Below are 17,488 nucleotides of genomic sequence, written 5' to 3' on the forward strand. Positions count from 1 at the left end.
TGTGTCCTCCTTTATAAATGTGTTCGTGGATCAGTTGCATCAGCCAAGGTTTGCCCTACAATATATAATGAGATTGACACTAATGCTAAAACTACAACCGGTATCCAGAATAAGTATGGATAGTTACTAATGTTTGGTGTGTATTTAGAAATAATACGTCCTAATGAAGGAACATCTGCACTTAAACCTACACCTAAAAACGATAGGAAGGTTTCAGCAGAAATAAAACCTGGTAAAGTTCGAGAAATATCCGTCATCACAACAGATACTAGATATGGCAAAATATTTTTACCAATCATCCTGCCGACAGGCGTCCCTAGATTGCGAGAAGCCAGATTGTATTCACGATCACGCATAATCATAACTTGTACACGAATAAAATAAGCTGTTCCAATCCAACTAGTCAAACACATCGCAAACACTAGATTCCAAAAACCACTACCAAAAGCATAAGCCAAAACAATAATGATTAAAAGTGAAGGCACATTGGAAATAACGTTGTAAACCTCTAACATCACACGGTCTACTTTTTTACTAACTCCCCAAAGCGCACCAACAATCACACCGATTACTGTTGTTATGGTTGTTGCCAATACACTAATCAAAATTGAGGTTCTCGCTCCAGCCCACACAGCATCAAAAAGTGATTGCCCATTAGCATCAGTACCAAACCAGTTTTTAGCGCTTGGTGGATTATAACGAGCATCAAAATTATTGATATTTGATACATTCATAAAATCATAACCACTAAATAAAGGTTGAATGAAACTCATTAAAATAATTAAAACAAGTATAATCAGCATTGCAATTGCTACCTTACTTGCAAAAAACTTTCGTGCCACTGATCGCCAGTAGGAATACTTCGGCGTATCGATTTTTTCAGAGTTAATCGTATCAATCGACACAAAGCTAAAATCTTCTTGGTTGATTTGATTTAACTTTTCCAACTCTAATCCCCTCCTGACAATTTAATACGTGGATCTAAGTATACCATTAATAAATCACCTAACAATACAGCCAATACACCAACTACTGTAAAGATAAAGACAATGGCAACGGTTAGTGGATTATTATGCGAAATAATTGCATCTGGTAACATTTTTCCCATACCTGGTACCGCAAAAATCGTTTCGGTAATGGTTGCCCCAGCTATAGATAAAATGATGCTACTTGGAATACCATTGGCAATTGGAATCACTGCATTTTTAAAGATGTGTCGACGTGAAATCTCTTTAGCAGTCAGCCCTTTTGATTTAGCAAACTTAACATAGTCAGCAGATTGCTGATCAATCATATAGCGCCGTACCCAGATGACTAAACTAGATACATTTAAGAAGCCTAAAATAAAGGTTGGTAGGATATATGATTTAATATCTTCCGCACCATATGTTGGAAACGATAATGGTAAACCAAATAGTGTATTTCCAAGATATCTAAAGAAATAAACAAAAGCTAAGGATGGTGCCGATATCATGACAGTAACTAAAGCAATCCCCATCTTATCTGGTAATTTTCCTTTCAAGCGTGCCATTAGCATCGCCATAGGGACACCGATTAGATAGGCAATCACCACTGCTAAAGCACCCATTTTAAATGAAATAGCAATCATCGATGGATCTTTATAATTCGGTTTTGTTTGAACATAATTATCATGATACATCGCTTTTTCACGAGATGAAATACTATTTGATTTCTTATACTGGCGAGTATAGATATTCGCTGAAGAACGCATTGTCTTGCCGTCAGCTAGTGTAATTTCTTCAGTTACCGTTTGTCCTTGACCACCAAATAAAACATCTGTAACACTCTGTCCAGAAAAAGTTGGATAAGAAGTTCCTAGATTGATATGAATGATATTTTGATGAATGAATGGAAATTGACTATTAAAATAAATTTGATATTTATATTGCGTACCAGAACCGACTAAAGCCCAGCCAGCCATTGGATCTTTTTCAATCTTCAAGTATCGTTTCAAATCAGGATTAGACGAATCCTTAACTTTCCACGGATGATCAATTACAATCAAATTGGCATAAAAATTCCAAATACGTTTTAAAAGTGGAATATCTTTCGTTGCATAGTAACGACCACTTTCAGGGAAAACACCTAATTTCCAACCATTGGCTTTTGTCCATTTTTGATACAAAAGTTTATTAGACTTACTTGGTTTGGCAGTTACCTCTTTATATTCTTTATGTACCTCTTTGACTAAATCTCGTGAATCGAGATACTCCATATAGCCCATACGACTAAACGCGATATTTTCATAGTTAGTCAACTCATCGGGATAGGCTTTTAACTTAGAATAGGTTGAATCATCTTTGAAAATAGTATTTCGCGGTACCAGAGTATAAATCAATACATAAGTAATCGTGGTAACTAAAAAGATACTCACAACAGAACGCAAAATACGAAAGAGTAGATAACGTTTATTCACTCAGCTTCCTCCTAAATTCTGACACGTTTGAACATTAATTATTAAATCTTAAGCCCGGCTCAACCAATTCATAAGCTTATTCAAAGGTGTCTTACTAAAATAGTAAACCATCAATATGATATGCTTTTCCAAGAAATATTGTATTTCCGTTGAGAATAAAAATCATCTTTAGACTTTCATTCTCAACGGTGCAAAATTTCCCATAAAGCCTGAATCATTGATAGTCATTATTATACTGATTAAAAAGAGTAAAAAGGGCAATACTACGCCCTTTCTACTCCTTTAAGGATTTTTTAACAAATCTTACTTAGTTTTTTCAGCTGTTTCTATTTTTTTTGCTTCCCAATTTTTCAACGCTTTTTGATATTGTTTAGTAGTAACAGCCTTATCTTGAAGCTTCATACCTTTAAATTTGAATCCAGCATTTGTCGATGCCATACCAGTTAAACTAAACTGTCTAGTAAATGGCACTTCTTTGCTAACTTGTGGTTTTGCTTGACCAGCCTGAATTGGAATTTGCAAAGCGTTCGCTGTAAGCCAAGCTTCAGCATCAGCATAGGCTTCATAGCGTTTATTCACATCATCTGTGGCAGTAATCGCACCTGCCTTATCTAATAAGGCATCATATTCAGATAACTTCAACTCATTCACCACTTGAGCAGATGGATTATCTTTAGCTGTATCTGATGGTTGTAAGCCTAAGTTATCTAACTGAGCACCTGAGCGTGAATCATAGATATCCAAGTAAGTTGATGGATCCATGTAGTCAGGTCCCCAACCAGAAGCCGTAGAAATATCATAGTCTTTATCAGCCGCAGTTGTTGCTTGATAAGAAGCAGCCAAATAAGTGTCTTCGTTTAGTAATTGAATATCAATGACTACATTATCTTTACCTAATGTATCTTCAATTGAATGTTTCAATGATTTAGCCTGATTTACTAACACTTCTGATTTTTCATTTTGTGGCAAGTCTAAGTGAATTGGGAATTGCACTCCTTGACTTTGCAACTCATCTTTAGCTTTTTCAAGTAATGCCTTAGCTTTATCTTTATTATACCAACCTTCTTGGCTATCAGCTAATTTTACATCACTAAAAGTATCTGGATCTAATTTTGCTAATTTTTCTTGGACTACCTCACCATATGATTTGCCATCGACCGTAACAAATTGTGACGGAGTAAGCATATTACGAATCGCTTGCGATGCCCCAGTTTTGCCAGAACTTTGTGCAATGTAATCTGCTTTATTTAATGCAAATTCTAAAGCTAAGCGGAAATTCTTATTCATAATTGCTTTATGCGTGCTATCTTTTTCAGCATCAGTTTTCTTAGAGGTAGCACTATAAGCTTTACGATCAAAGTTAAAAGTCATATTAAATGTTGATCCATCTGGTTGAGTAAAATTAATCGCATCCCCATATTTCTTCTCTACATCCTTGTAGCCACCTGAGTTAGGGAAAACACGACCCATAGAATAATTTCCTTGATCGAATTCCTTAAATAATGAATCAGGATTACTTCCATCATAGTAGGTCAACTTAATGTTATCGATGTAAACGTGTTTTTTATCCCAATATGATTCATTCTTTTTATATTCAACAACAGATTTTGCAGTATTATTGGTTAAGATATACGCACCATTATAAAGAATACTATCTGGAGCTGGCTGTCCGAAATCTTTGCCTTTTGATTTTAAGAATTCTTCATTGACTGGACACATAACACCATAAGTTAACTTAGAGTTCCAGAAGCTTTCTGGACGAGTTAAGGTATATTGTAAGGTGTAATCATCAATCGCTTTAACTCCAACAGTAGAGAAATCTTTAGTTACCCCTTTAACATAGTCATCTAGCCCTTTAATACTATCCTGTACTACATAAAGAGTTTCCGATTTTACATCCACCGCATGCTTTAATCCTGTTACGAAGTCTTGCGCCTTCACCTCTGCATAATCATTACCTTCACTATCAACCCATTTCACGCCCTTGCGCAAATGATATGTATAGGTAAGACCATCATCACTAACTTCCCATGATTTTGCTAGCGCAGGCTTTAAGTTCCCATACTGATCATTTTCTAACAATCCATCAATAAAGTTTGTAAAGTGGTCACTATTTGAGCTACGTGATGAAAAAGTATAGTCCAAGCTGTTAATATCTGTCTGATAGACATATGAAAAACTTGATCCTCCTTTTCCAGAATCTGAAGCTTTTTTGCTGCCACCAGAACATGCTGCTAACAATACCACACTAGATAGCAACAAGGATGGAACAACAATTTTTTTCATTTTATTGCTCATGTTGCATTCTCCCCTCTCACTTAATTCATAAAAATCTCATACAAAGTACAAAATTATTAAGAAAAGTTAAAAAGATTATAATTTTTAATCACACAAAAGTCAATACAATTTCTTGTATTCCGTTATAAAAGTTAGTTTACATATATTTAAAAATAAACGTTTATGAATTATTTCACATTATATAATTATTATTTTATTATTCCGTTTACTCACTAAGACTTATAATAATAAACCATTTGGTAGCGCTTAATAAAAATAAATTTTTTATTTTTTTCTACCTTTACATATTCTTTTGTCTATTTTTTATCTAATAATAAAAATTAGTTTTCAAAGGATGAAAACTTCACCTAAAAAATTTCCCACATCTCCATTCTAACTCATATTTGCTGAGAACCTTAGTTATATACAAATAATTTTCTTGTCATTTATCATTTAAAATTTTTAAATGTTTCACAGCATTATGAAACATTTTTAATCACTTGTGAACCTTGATACATAAAGTTTTCTTAAATTTTCACAATACTATATATTGTGTTTTAGTATGGTTTTTTAGTTATAAAGCACAATATCTTGATTGCTAATCTTAGTGTTTTAGATTATGATGGAGAAGGTAAAAAAACAGAGGAGTTGGTTTAAATGATGAACATCAAAGCGCCAGATAATAAGCTTTCTAGCCAACAAGCGCACTTAAAACAAATGAAAGTCATTAAGCGTGACGGTCGTTTAGTTGAATTTGATGATCAAAAAATATACGATGCTTTAATTAAAGCCAAACAACATATTTCAGGAAAGCTTTCACCACTTGATTATGAACATTTGTTAGAAATTGTACAATTAATCGATCGTGAAATTGCGAATCGTTTTGCTAAAAATGTTAAAATTTACGAAATTCAAAACATCGTTGAACATACCCTGCTAGAGAAAAACCAATATGATTTAGCCGAAGAATATATTTCGTATCGAACCAAGCGTGATTTTGCTCGTAGCCGTTCTACCGATATCAACTTCACAATTGGTAAGCTAATAAATAAAGATCAAACCGTGGTCAATGAAAACGCCAATAAAGATAGTGATGTTTTCAATACGCAACGTGATTTAACCGCAGGGATTGTCGGTAAGTCAATCGGCTTAAAAATGCTCCCTCCTCATGTAGCAAATGCTCATCAAAAAGGAGATATTCACTATCACGATTTAGACTATCATCCTTATGCACCGATGACAAATTGTTGTTTAATCGACTTTAAGGGCATGTTAAATGATGGATTTAAAATCGGCAATGCTGATGTAGAATCGCCTAAATCCATTCAAACTGCCACCGCACAAATTTCGCAGATTATCGCCAATGTTGCTTCTAGTCAATATGGTGGTTGTTCAGCTGATCGTGTGGATGAATTATTAGCCCCTTTTGCCAAGCTAAACTATGAAAAGCATTTAAAGGATGCAAAACAATGGATTGACGGTAATGAAAAACAAGCCGATTTCGCTCGTCAAAAAACCCAAAAGGATATCTATGACGCGATGCAAAGCCTAGAATATGAAATCAATACCTTGTTTACCTCTAATGGTCAAACCCCTTTCACCTCATTAGGTTTTGGCCTTGGTGTCAATTGGTTTGAACGCGAAATTCAAAAAGCCATTTTACAAATTAGAATCAATGGACTCGGTCGTGAAAGACGAACTGCAATCTTTCCAAAATTGATTTTTACAATTAAACGAGGGGTAAATGCAGCACCAACTGATCCGAACTACGACATTAAACAGCTTGCCTTGGAATGTGCTACTAAGCGCATGTATCCAGATATTTTAAACTACGATAAAATTGTGGAATTAACTGGTAGCTTTAAAGTGCCAATGGGCTGCCGCTCCTTCTTACAAGGCTGGAAAGATGAAAATGGTCAAGAGGTCAATGTTGGCCGGATGAATTTAGGGGTGGTTACCTTAAATTTACCGCGTATCGCCCTAGAAGCAGAAGGCAATCAAGATAAATTTTGGAGTATTTTAGAAGAACGCTTGAAGATTGTTAAAGATGCTTTGGTTTATCGAGTAGAACGTTGTAAACAGGCTAGTCCTCAAAACGCGCCAATTCTTTATATGTATGGTGCTTTTGGCCAGCGATTAAATCGTGATGATGAGGTAGACAGCCTATTTAGAAATAAACGGGCGACTGTTTCTTTAGGGTATATCGGTTTATATGAAGTCGCTAGTGCCTTTTATGGTGGCGCTTGGGAAGATGACCCAGAGGCCAAAGATTTTACCTTAGCCATCGTTAAAACATTAAAAGCGCATGCTGATCAATGGGGCGATGAATACGGCTATCATTTCAGTGTCTACTCTACACCATCTGAAAGCTTAACCGATCGTTTCTGTCGCTTGGATACAGAGAAATTTGGGATTGTTGAAAATATTACTGACAAGGAATATTATACGAACAGTTTCCACTACGATGTACGCAAAAATCCAACGCCATTTGAAAAGCTTGACTTTGAAAAAGATTATCCAAAATACTGTTCAGGTGGATTCATTCACTATTGCGAATATCCAGTATTACAGCAAAACCCTAAAGCCTTAGAAGCTGTTTGGGATTATTCCTATGACAAAGTAGGCTACCTAGGTACGAATACGCCGATTGATCACTGCTATGTTTGTGGCTTTGAAGGTGATTTCACCCCTACCGAACGTGGCTTTGAGTGTCCAAATTGCCATAATCACGATCCTAAAACCTGCGATGTCGTGAAACGTACCTGTGGTTATTTAGGTAATCCACAAGCACGACCAATGGTAAACGGTAGACATAAAGAAATTTCTGCTCGCGTTAAACATATGAAAGCTTAAAAATAAAGCCTAGAATATTTCTAGGCTTTCATTTATCTCAAAAATCCTTGAGTAGATTGAATGATTATAGAAAGAAGGAAAAATATGCGGAATCCAAAAGCGCAAGAGTGGAAAGCCGAAGAACTTTCTAAAAATTATATTGCTGACTATAAACCATTTAATTTCGTTGATGGCGAAGGTGTGCGGAATAGTTTATATGTAAGTGGCTGTCTATTCGCTTGTGAAGGCTGTTTTAATCAAGCTGTACAAAATTTTCACTATGGTACACCTTATACAACTGAATTAGAAGATACGATTATTGAAGATTTAAAACATGACTATGTCCAAGGCTTAACCTTATTGGGCGGCGAACCTTTTTTAAATACGCCAGTCTGCCTCCAATTAGTTAAACGCGTCCGCCAAACCTTTGGCCATAGCAAAGACATCTGGTGTTGGAGTGGGTATACCTTTGAAGAACTACTCCAAGAAACACCCGATAAATTGGCGCTTTTAGCACAAATTGATATTTTAGTCGATGGTCGCTTTGAATTAAGCAAACGCAATCTAAATTTACAATTTCGCGGAAGTAGCAACCAAAGAATTATCGATGTCGCTAAATCTCTCAAACAAAAACAGGCAATTATCTGGGAAAAATGTATCGATGCAAATCAAAGCTATGAGCAAATCAAGCGACAGCCAATGATCTAATGGCAAACAAAAAAACACACCGCTAAGTCAACTACTCCACCCAGTGACTTAGTGCTGTGTTTTTTCGTTTGGCCATAGTGGCAACACAATTGGCTCAAAATTACGATTTTCAAGATTAGTCAAAGTAATCCCTAACAAGCGAATCCCTTCACCAGCTTGAAAAAGCTCTTCAAACATTAAACTAGCTAAGGAAAAAATCGTCTCCTTTTGATAAAAAGGATGCTCTAAGGTGGTCCGCTTAGTGATGGTCGTATAATCCTGATAACGTAGCTTTAATACTACGGTTTGGCCATGCTTTTGCAATCGTTCCGCATTACGCTCCACACTAGCAGCTAATTGTCTTAGCTGCGAAAGCGCTTGTTCTTCAGTCGTTAAAACTTCCGCAAAGGTATGCTCTTTACCAATCGACTTGCGTTCTCGATGCACTTGAACCGGTGAAAGATGAATCCCTCTTACCTTACGATATAGAGAATAGCCCATCTTACCAAAATGATGAATCAAATCCATTTCTGAACATTGATATAAATCATCGCCGGTAAAAATACCTAATTCATGCATTTTAGGAATTGTCTTTTTACCTACTCCATGAAATTTTTCAATTGGCAGCCTTCTTAAAAAAGCAACCGCCTCATCTGGCGTAATCACCGTCATGCCACAGGGCTTTTGATAATCAGAGGCTAATTTCGCTAAAAATTTATTATAGCTAACGCCAGCTGAACAAGTCAGATGTAACTCACGCCAAATAGCTTCTTGAATTAATCGTGCCACCTTCATCGCACTTTTAGCATGGAGCTTATTTTCGGTCACATCAAGATAGGCCTCATCAATGGACACAGGCTCAATAACATCCGTATATCGCAAAAAAATCGCTCGAATTTGTTGAGAAATGGCTCGATATTTTTGATAATCGCCCGGAATAAATTTAGCTTGTGGGCATAATTCATAAGCCTTTTTGGCACTCATCGCCGAGTGAATGCCATATTGTCTTGCGATATAATTAGCCGTCGTCACCACTCCACGTCCTTTGGTATCTTTGGGATGACGAGCAATCACCAACGGATACTTCGCCAATTCTGGATTATCACGTTCTTCTACTGAGGCGAAAAAAGCATCCATGTCGATATGGATAATCTTGCGACTAGTATCATTTTTTAAAGGAAATCGTAAATGCGTCAACTGAACCACTCCCTTCAGCCCCCATTATACAAGAACATATATTCGTATTCAAGATTTTAATCCTCGGTCTTTTGGTAGCTGATTAAATCACCCGGTTGACAATCTAACGCTTGGCAAAGCTTTTCTAATGTAGAAAAACGAATCGCCTTGGCCTTACCACTTTTTAAAATGGACAGATTCGCAATAGTAATATCTACCGACTCAGAAAGCTGCGTTAAAGTCATCTGCCGTTTTTTCAAATATGTGTCTAAATGGATTTCTATCATTTAAATCACCATCGCTAGTTCATTTTGTAATTGCAGCGCTTGTTGATATAACTTCGTAAAGCTTAGACAAATGAACATAACACTCATTAATAATAGACATAGCCCGAGCCCTAATAGCATCACTCCCGGTGCATCACTTAAATCTGCCCAGCGATAAAACATCGGTAACGTACCTAAACTAAGGACGAAAATTACTACACTGCCTTTCGTTACTCGATGAAAATAGCGGCATACGCGATTTTGAAAAGTCGCCAACGGGCACTTACGCCAAATACGCACGCTCTCAAAGGCTAAATAACTAACAATGAAACTAGCTAAGGTTAAACAAGCCAAGGTTAACGCGTTTTGCCATATAAAGGTTGAACGCTCACTAGTAAACAGCTGAACAGCAAATAAATAGCTGATTAACCAAAAGAAGGCGCTAATACTAATCGTTAATAGTAAAAGTAGATATTTTTTCATTTTCATCATCCTTTCTTTGCTTACTATCATAACTTATTTTTATCGAAAATCAATAAAAAATTATCGAAAAACAATAAATTTTTATCGAAATTCAAAAAAACTCTCCTAGGAGTAAACAAACAATGACTTTTGTTTGATACGTCCTAAGAGAGTTGCTGATTATTTATCCAAGCTTAATTAAAAAGGCAATTAGCTCACTCATCATTTATACTTAGATTGCTTCTTTGCCTCTTTCACGTGTACGAATACGAATCACTTCTTCCACTGGTGAAACAAAAATTTTACCATCACCGACTTCACCGGTGCTACAAATCAATAAAATACGGTCAATCACACTTTCTAAATCTTTTTCTTCAACAACGAAGCTAACTTTGACTTTAGGCAGTAAACTAGTAATTACCGCCTTACCACGCACATATTCTTTCATCCCTTTTTGATTGCCATAACCTAAAACCTGGGTTACTGTCATCCCTGAGATTTCAAAATCGCGATTAATTTCGGCTTTTAAATCTTCTAATTTTTCTAAACGAATTACGGCTTCAATTTTTTTCATGGTATCATCCTCGCTTTAACCTAAATTATGAATCCAATCCCATAAATGTTGGATAGGCTGTTTCATCATGCTCAATACGATCCATTCCTAAAGCTTCTTCATGATCAGAAACTCTAATTGGCATTATCGCTTTAATCACCATGATAATCACAAAACTAAATACACCAGCAAAAACAATCGTAAATAAAATACTTTCAATTTGTGCTAAGAATAAGTGCCAGTTACCATAGAATAAACCAGCCTTGCCGCCTACTGAAGCATCAGCAAAAATTCCCGTCATAATTCCACCAAAAATTCCACCAACGCCGTGACAACCAAAAGCATCTAACGCATCATCTAAACCTAAGCGTTGTTTTACCTTAGCGATAAAGTAATAACAAAACGGACTCACTAAAAAGCCGATAATAATTGAAGACCATAATGAGACAAAACCAGCACCAGGCGTGATAGCTACCAAACCAACGACAGCACCTGTACAAGCACCGACCACAGTTGGCTTACCAATTGTAATTTTTTCAATCAACATCCATGAAAGCATCGCACAAGCGGCCGCTGTATTGGTTGTTAACAAAGCGTGAACTGCTAAACCATTCGCTGCTAAAGCCGAACCTGCATTAAAACCAAACCAACCAAACCATAATAACCCTGCACCTAAAACGACAAATGGAATATTGTGTGGACGATATTCAATTTGTGCATATTCTCGACGTTTACCAAGTACCATTGCCAAGACTAAACCAGAAATTCCTGAGCTAATATGCACCACATTCCCACCAGCAAAGTCAATAGAGCCGATTGCATCAAGTAATCCCTTACCCCAAACCATATGAGCAAGTGGTGAATAAACGAAAATAATCCAGGCTCCGATAAATAGGAAGATTGCTGAAAAACGCATCCGCCCCACTACTGATCCAGTAATAATCGCGGTAGCAATCAAGGCAAACATCATTTGAAAGGCTGCAAACAAGCCTTCCGGAATACCATCGCCTTTAGTCATCGATACATTGCTAAAAAACATCTTATCAAAATTTCCCACTAATAAATGATCACCACTAAATGATAATGAATAACCAACCACAATCCATAACAAAGACGCAAGGCCTAAGGTACAGATAACCATCATCATCGTGTTCAAAATATTTTTTCTACGTTCTAACCCTCCATAGAAAAAAGCTAGAGCTGGAGTCATTAAGAAAACCAACCCACTACAAATTAAAATAAAAGCAATATCTCCTGCATTCATGAGTAACTCCTCCTTTACTTTATGTTAGAAATCCTAACACCTTTTTCAAAAAAATTCTAGTATTTTAAGCAAATTTGTTCATTTTTTCTTTTTTTACTTACATTTCATGTAATAAAATATTACGTAAAATTAACAAGTAGAAGTTGCGTGGCTTAATTACTTAAAAGTTACCCAAACTACGCTTTATTTACTTTTTGATCATATTTTTAAACTAACAAATAGTTGTTGTCAGTATTTTTGGAATAAAACCAAAAAAAGTCCTGCCAATTAAGGACAGAACTTCATTTTTTTCATTATTTCAGCCTATAATAAAGCTGACATCAGTCAAGCCTGAAACGAATTCATTTTTAACGATGATAAAGTTGATATAATTCTTGCTTTTTCCAGCCTGCTTGCTTAGCCACTTCCTTAATCGCTGCATTTGCTTTGATTCCTTGAGCGATTAATTGATCGATTTGAGCAATTAATTCTTCCTCAGAATAAGCAGCGAGTGTTTCCTCGCTTACAGGCAATTCATAGCCCGCTACTAACAAACAACATTCACCTTTTATTTCATTTTCCGCAGCATAGGCGAATAATTCACCTAAATTTGCCCGTAAATACTCTTCATGAATCTTGGTCAATTCACGACATAATACGGCTGGACGCTCTTTGCCAAACACCTGTACCAAATTAGCAAGTGTCGCTTTAATACGATAAGGCGATTCATAAAAAATTAAAGTAGCGGGTATTTTTTCAAGTGTTACTAAAACACTTTCTTGTTCCTTTTTCTTTCTTGGTAAAAAGCCATGAAAATAATGTGGCTGAGCAGGTAAGCCCGAAGCAATCAAAGCGGTTAAACCAGCAGTCGGTCCAGGTAGTGAGATGACCGGAATGTCTTGTTCCACACAAGCAACCACTAACTCATGTCCCGGATCACTAATCGAAGGCATCCCAGCATCACTTACCTGGGCAATTGATTGACCGGCTTTTAATAGCTCAATGAATTGGGGAACACGTTCTTTGTAATTATGCTCATGCAAACTCTTTTGTGGCGTATGAATGGCAAAATGATTGAGTAATTTTTGCGTATTTCGCGTATCTTCACTAGCAATTAAATCGACCTGCTGTAAGGTTTCAATCGCTCGCTTACTCGCATCGCCTAAATTGCCTATAGGAGTAGGAATTAAATATAGACAACCAGTTGCTTGCGTCTGATAACTTTTTTGTTTTTGTAACAACTGCATACACTCCTTTTGCTAAAAAATCTCTTTTACAAAAACAGATGGTTAGACCAGGCTAACCATCTGCAATCCTTAACTTTTATTTACCACTATCTCGATAAATAACCTCTAAACAAAAAGCGCACGGCTCATCATTGGCTCGTCTAGAACCATATAAATCATAACAAACATGAAAGCCTTCTTCATAGATTTTCTCTAAATTCTTTCTAGAGATAGACAAATCCTGTTTGATTTTTTCAGTAGGGGTAGCTTCTTGCGCTACACGATTCAATTCACGCAAATGATCACGGAGTTTTTGATTTTCCAATTCTAACTGCGTGTTTTTTTCAACTACCTCTTGCAAAGATTCCTTCATTTTTTGTAATTTATTTAACATAGCTGATAAATCTTCTTCAAATTTATCAATACTATCATATAAATCACGTTTATCTAATGTCATCTTTACTCACCTACTTTAGCTACTTTTTGAATTTCATCATGAGTGTATTCCACCGCAATTTCTTTTCCTGGTAATTTCACTTTAACAATTCTAGATAGTAAATTCAATTCAACCACGCGACCTTTACCATCTGGCGTTTGCACTTCTGCACCAAAATCAGGCATTTCTTTTTTCGCTAACTCATATTCATCATTTTCGTATTTCAAACAACACATCAAACGACCACACAAGCCGGAAATCTTCGCTGGATTTAAAGACAGGCCTTGATCTTTAGCCATTTTAATTGAAACTGGCATAAAATCTCCCAAAAAGGTCGAACAACAAAGCGGCCGTCCACAAGGGCCAAGCCCCCCAAGAATTTTCGCTTCATCCCTAACACCAATTTGGCGCAGCTCAATTCTGGTTTTAAAAATGCTGGCTAAATCCTTTACTAACTCTCTAAAATCAATTCTCCCATCGGCAGTAAAGTAAAAAATCATCTTACTACGGTCAAAGGTATATTCCACTTGAACCAATTTCATCTCCAATTGGTGCGCAATAATCTTCTTTTTGGCAACATCAAAGGCGGCTATCGCATCTTCTTCGTTTTTAGCTGCCTGCTTTAAATCATTTGGACTAGCTAACGAAATGATTGGTTTAATCTCTTCAGGTAAATCAGCTTCATCCATTTCGCGATTGGCCAAAACCACAGTGGCTAAACAGGTTGCTTGTTGTGACTCCACCAATACTTTATCTTGATATTTATATTGCGTGTTCCCAGGAGAGAAATAATAGATATGACCGGCTTTTTTATAACGTACACCTACTACTTGAACCATTATGGTCTTCCTTTCCACGTAAAGTATCATTGTTTTTTTAGAAGATGTAATACTAGCTGTTCGGCAACTGCTTGAAAAGCAACATTGGCTTGTAATTTACGCTGCGCATTTAAAATAGCAGCTAGCGCTTGATTGATTGCTTGTACCTTTTTGACTTGCATCAATTGCGTTTGCAAAAATTCGCGATAATAAAACATCAACATATCCAGCAACTGGATTTGTTGATTCTTATCTTTAGCTAACGGGACTAAACGTCGTTGGACAAAAATAAAAGCCATAAAATCATCATTTTTCAAGTAGTCGAACCACTTATTTATTTCTTCCTTAGCATCATTAAACCATTCATTTTGCGATATTTCAACTGCTTTATCATAACTATTTGTCATAAATGTCAAAAGTTTAGCTGTTTGCGGATAAATATTGGCTTGGAGTAATTGCTCATATAAATCTTTAGTAGCAATCGGCGGAAAGTGAACAATTTGACACCTAGATTGAATCGTTGGCAAGATACTACCTAAAGATTGGGTTTCTAAAATCATCAGCACTTCTCCTGAAGGCTCTTCTAAAAACTTCAACAAACTATTCGCTGCTTGTGTATTCATTTTATCAGCTTGCGATAAGATAAATACCTGGCGACCACTCTCAAAACCTCGTTTAGCAAATTCTGCCTGCAATTGACGAATTTGATCTACTCGAATCATTTGGCCATCAGGTTGGACCACATGGACATTGGGATGCTCTAAATGTTCAATTCGCTGACAATTAATACACTGTTGACAAGGTGCTTCATCAATAAGATTCGTACAAAATAAACGTTTAGCCAACCATAAGCTCACTTGATGTTTGCCCGTTCCCTTGGCGCCTTCAAAAAGATAAGCATGTGCCAATCGCCCATGCTTCATACTTTTTTTAAACAAGTCAAGGAGCGGATGAACCAATTCAGTCATATCATTCTCCTCTTTGCTAGCTAATTTATAGGGTTAAAAATGATGGAAACCTTCGACTGGTAAAACAAACACCGTCGCTCCACCCACTTCTACTTCAACCGGATAAGGCATCTGCGTTTCGATAGATAAATCCAAAGACATCGGTGAAGTCATGTATTGCTTACGAGATTGACAAGTCTTTTTAATTAATTCCAAAGCTTCTTCAACCCGTTCATCTTCAATACCAATAATGAAAGTTGAGTTGCCAGCTTTCAAAAAACCACCCGTTGTTGATAATTTGGTTGCGCGGATATTCGCATCAATAAATTCATTAGCCAAACGGTTACTATCTTTGTCTTGGACAATCGCTAAAATAAGTTTCATTTTATTCACCCCGTTTAAAGTAATTTGGATTAGATTCAACAATCGCTGAAAAACTAGAATCAACCACATCTTGTAAGCTAGCTTTTGCATCAATCCGATGAATCCGTGCTGGGTTTTCTTCAGCCAATTTTAAATAGGCATGACGGACACGTTGATGGAATTCTAAGCCTTCTAAGTCCAAGCGATCAATTTCTTGGGTGCGATTACGATGAATTCTACGTAAGCCAGTATCAGAATCCACATCCAAATAAAGCGTGAAATCAGGTGTTACCCCTTCCGTTGCAAATTCATTAATTTGAGCAATCTCTTTCATACCAATTCGGCGACCAGCTCCCTGATAAGTCAACGAACTATCCACAAAGCGATCACAAACAACAATCTTACCCGCATTTAACGCAGGTAAAATAACCTCCACTAAATGTTGACGACGGGCTGCCGCATATAACAAAGCCTCGGTACGTTCATCCATTTGCTGATGATCAGGATTTAAAATGATTTGGCGAATTTTCTCAGCAATCAATACGCCACCTGGTTCACGAGTCTTAATAATCTCTGACTTTGCAATCATTTGTAGTCGTGGATATAATTCATTCAATACGGTTGTCTTACCAGCTCCATCTGGTCCTTCAATAGTAATAAATAATCCGTTCACGCTGTTTTCCTCCAATATTTGCCACTTAAAAAATCTCTACAATTCTCGCCGACCTTCAACCGCCTTTAACAAGGTTATCTCGTCAGCATATTCAATATCGCTCCCTACGGATAAACCATGGGCCAAACGAGTGACTTTAATGCCAGCCGGCTTAATCAATCTAGATAAATACATTGCTGTTGCTTCACCTTCTGTCGTAGCATTCGTTGCAATAATCACTTCCTTAATGCGCTCATCATGCAAACGAGCTAACAAAGAAGGAATCTGAATATCTTCAGGCCCTGTACCTTCCATTGGCGATAAGACACCGTGTAACACATGATATAACCCACGATATTCACGCATCTTCTCCATCGCCATCACGTCCTTAGGCTCCTCAACCACCAAAATCGTACTTACATCACGACTTTTATCCGCACAAATCTCACAAGGATCCTCTTCAGTAATATTTCCACAAATGCTACAAAAACTTAAATCACGCTTTACACTTAACAAAGACTTGGCAAATTCATTCACCATTTCCTCCTTCATATCAATCGTATGAAAAGCTAAGCGTGTCGCTGTTTTCTGACCAATCCCTGGTAAATTCATATAGCTAGCAATTAATCTTGCTATTGGTTCAGGATACTGCATACAAACACACTCCTAATGCTTTAATTAAAATCCTGGCAAGCCCTTAGTATATTTACTCATTGATGATTCATGTGCCTTCTCAACTTTTTCTAAAGCATTATTTACAGCCATCATCACCAAATCTTGTAACATCTCTGGATCTTCCGGATCAATCACAGCAGGATCTACCACTAAATCCTTCACCTTACGATCGCCAGTTAAAGTTGCCTTCACATAACCATTTGTTGACTCACCATCAAAAGTCTGTTGGTTCAACGCATCTTGCGCCTCCATCATTTCCTTTTGCATCTTCTTCACTTGCTTTAACATACCTTGCATATTACCCATACCACGCATCATAAAAAATCCACTCTCCTTATAATAGAGGCTATGAGACAGCTCGTTCAGGCACGAGCAAATAAGCTTCAAAGGGATGGAAAAGTCCATGCATTTTAAGACTTTTACAGCACTTTGACTTAT

18 protein-coding genes are annotated in these 17,488 nt (G+C 36.8%); 2 read left to right on the forward strand and 16 right to left on the reverse strand.

The window, feature by feature from the left end:
* Positions 1-11 precede the first annotated feature (11 nt).
* From oppC to RK02_RS05950, 3 genes are all read right to left on the reverse strand, one after another.
* Positions 12-947: an oligopeptide ABC transporter permease OppC gene (oppC, locus tag RK02_RS05940; protein ID WP_016183346.1), complete on the reverse strand. Its 936-nt coding sequence runs from the start codon at positions 945-947 to the stop codon at positions 12-14.
* A gap of 2 nt (positions 948-949) precedes the next feature.
* A complete protein-coding gene (locus RK02_RS05945) occupies positions 950-2,437 on the reverse strand; it encodes an ABC transporter permease (protein WP_016183347.1) in 1,488 nt (495 codons plus the stop codon).
* Positions 2,438-2,740: 303 nt separating this feature from the next.
* On the reverse strand, positions 2,741-4,735 hold the full coding sequence (locus RK02_RS05950; protein ID WP_016183348.1) for a peptide ABC transporter substrate-binding protein: 1,995 nt from the start codon (positions 4,733-4,735) through the stop codon (positions 2,741-2,743).
* 636 nt (positions 4,736-5,371) lie between these two features.
* Between RK02_RS05950 and nrdD the strand changes: the two genes are divergently transcribed.
* Both nrdD and nrdG read left to right on the forward strand, forming a co-directional pair.
* Positions 5,372-7,567, forward strand: coding sequence for an anaerobic ribonucleoside-triphosphate reductase (gene nrdD / locus RK02_RS05955; protein ID WP_016183349.1), 2,196 nt, complete (start codon positions 5,372-5,374; stop codon positions 7,565-7,567).
* Between the two features lie 84 nt (positions 7,568-7,651).
* Positions 7,652-8,254 carry an anaerobic ribonucleoside-triphosphate reductase activating protein gene (gene nrdG / locus RK02_RS05960; RefSeq protein ID WP_016183350.1) on the forward strand — a complete coding sequence of 201 codons (603 nt, stop codon included), beginning with the start codon at positions 7,652-7,654 and terminating at the stop codon, positions 8,252-8,254.
* Positions 8,255-8,302: 48 nt separating this feature from the next.
* Here the strand turns inward: nrdG and dinB are convergent, their stop codons facing one another.
* The 13 genes from dinB to RK02_RS06025 form a co-directional block, all read right to left on the reverse strand.
* Positions 8,303-9,430: a DNA polymerase IV gene (dinB, locus tag RK02_RS05965; protein ID WP_016183351.1), complete on the reverse strand. Its 1,128-nt coding sequence runs from the start codon at positions 9,428-9,430 to the stop codon at positions 8,303-8,305.
* 56 nt (positions 9,431-9,486) lie between these two features.
* Positions 9,487-9,696, reverse strand: a complete 210-nt coding sequence (locus tag RK02_RS05970) for a helix-turn-helix domain-containing protein (protein ID WP_016183352.1) — start codon at positions 9,694-9,696, stop codon at positions 9,487-9,489.
* Entirely contained in the window at positions 9,697-10,158 is a 462-nt protein-coding gene (locus tag RK02_RS05975; RefSeq protein WP_016183353.1) for a DUF2975 domain-containing protein, read from the reverse strand.
* Between the two features lie 211 nt (positions 10,159-10,369).
* Entirely contained in the window at positions 10,370-10,711 is a 342-nt protein-coding gene (locus RK02_RS05980; protein ID WP_016183354.1) for a P-II family nitrogen regulator, read from the reverse strand.
* A gap of 25 nt (positions 10,712-10,736) precedes the next feature.
* Positions 10,737-11,954: an ammonium transporter gene (locus tag RK02_RS05985; RefSeq protein WP_016183355.1), complete on the reverse strand. Its 1,218-nt coding sequence runs from the start codon at positions 11,952-11,954 to the stop codon at positions 10,737-10,739.
* A gap of 347 nt (positions 11,955-12,301) precedes the next feature.
* Positions 12,302-13,174, reverse strand: coding sequence for a 16S rRNA (cytidine(1402)-2'-O)-methyltransferase (gene rsmI / locus RK02_RS05990; RefSeq protein WP_016183356.1), 873 nt, complete (start codon positions 13,172-13,174; stop codon positions 12,302-12,304).
* 82 nt (positions 13,175-13,256) lie between these two features.
* Positions 13,257-13,616, reverse strand: a complete 360-nt coding sequence (locus RK02_RS05995) for a DNA replication initiation control protein YabA (protein WP_016183357.1) — start codon at positions 13,614-13,616, stop codon at positions 13,257-13,259.
* Between the two features lie 2 nt (positions 13,617-13,618).
* Positions 13,619-14,434 carry a PSP1 domain-containing protein gene (locus tag RK02_RS06000; protein ID WP_016183358.1) on the reverse strand — a complete coding sequence of 272 codons (816 nt, stop codon included), beginning with the start codon at positions 14,432-14,434 and terminating at the stop codon, positions 13,619-13,621.
* Positions 14,435-14,460: 26 nt separating this feature from the next.
* Positions 14,461-15,381: a DNA polymerase III subunit delta' gene (gene holB, locus RK02_RS06005; RefSeq protein ID WP_016183359.1), complete on the reverse strand. Its 921-nt coding sequence runs from the start codon at positions 15,379-15,381 to the stop codon at positions 14,461-14,463.
* A gap of 33 nt (positions 15,382-15,414) precedes the next feature.
* Complete coding sequence (locus tag RK02_RS06010; RefSeq protein WP_016183360.1) at positions 15,415-15,744, reverse strand: cyclic-di-AMP receptor; 330 nt, start codon at positions 15,742-15,744, stop codon at positions 15,415-15,417.
* 1 nt (position 15,745) lies between these two features.
* Positions 15,746-16,396, reverse strand: coding sequence for a dTMP kinase (tmk, locus tag RK02_RS06015; RefSeq protein ID WP_016183361.1), 651 nt, complete (start codon positions 16,394-16,396; stop codon positions 15,746-15,748).
* A gap of 36 nt (positions 16,397-16,432) precedes the next feature.
* Positions 16,433-17,029, reverse strand: a complete 597-nt coding sequence (gene recR / locus RK02_RS06020; RefSeq protein ID WP_016183362.1) for a recombination mediator RecR — start codon at positions 17,027-17,029, stop codon at positions 16,433-16,435.
* Positions 17,030-17,053: 24 nt separating this feature from the next.
* Complete coding sequence (locus RK02_RS06025; RefSeq protein ID WP_016183363.1) at positions 17,054-17,368, reverse strand: YbaB/EbfC family nucleoid-associated protein; 315 nt, start codon at positions 17,366-17,368, stop codon at positions 17,054-17,056.
* Positions 17,369-17,488 lie beyond the last annotated feature (120 nt).

Origin of the sequence: Enterococcus columbae DSM 7374 = ATCC 51263 (assembly GCF_000406925.1) — a bacterium.
In the GTDB taxonomy this organism is placed as follows: domain Bacteria; phylum Bacillota; class Bacilli; order Lactobacillales; family Enterococcaceae; genus Enterococcus_E; species Enterococcus_E columbae.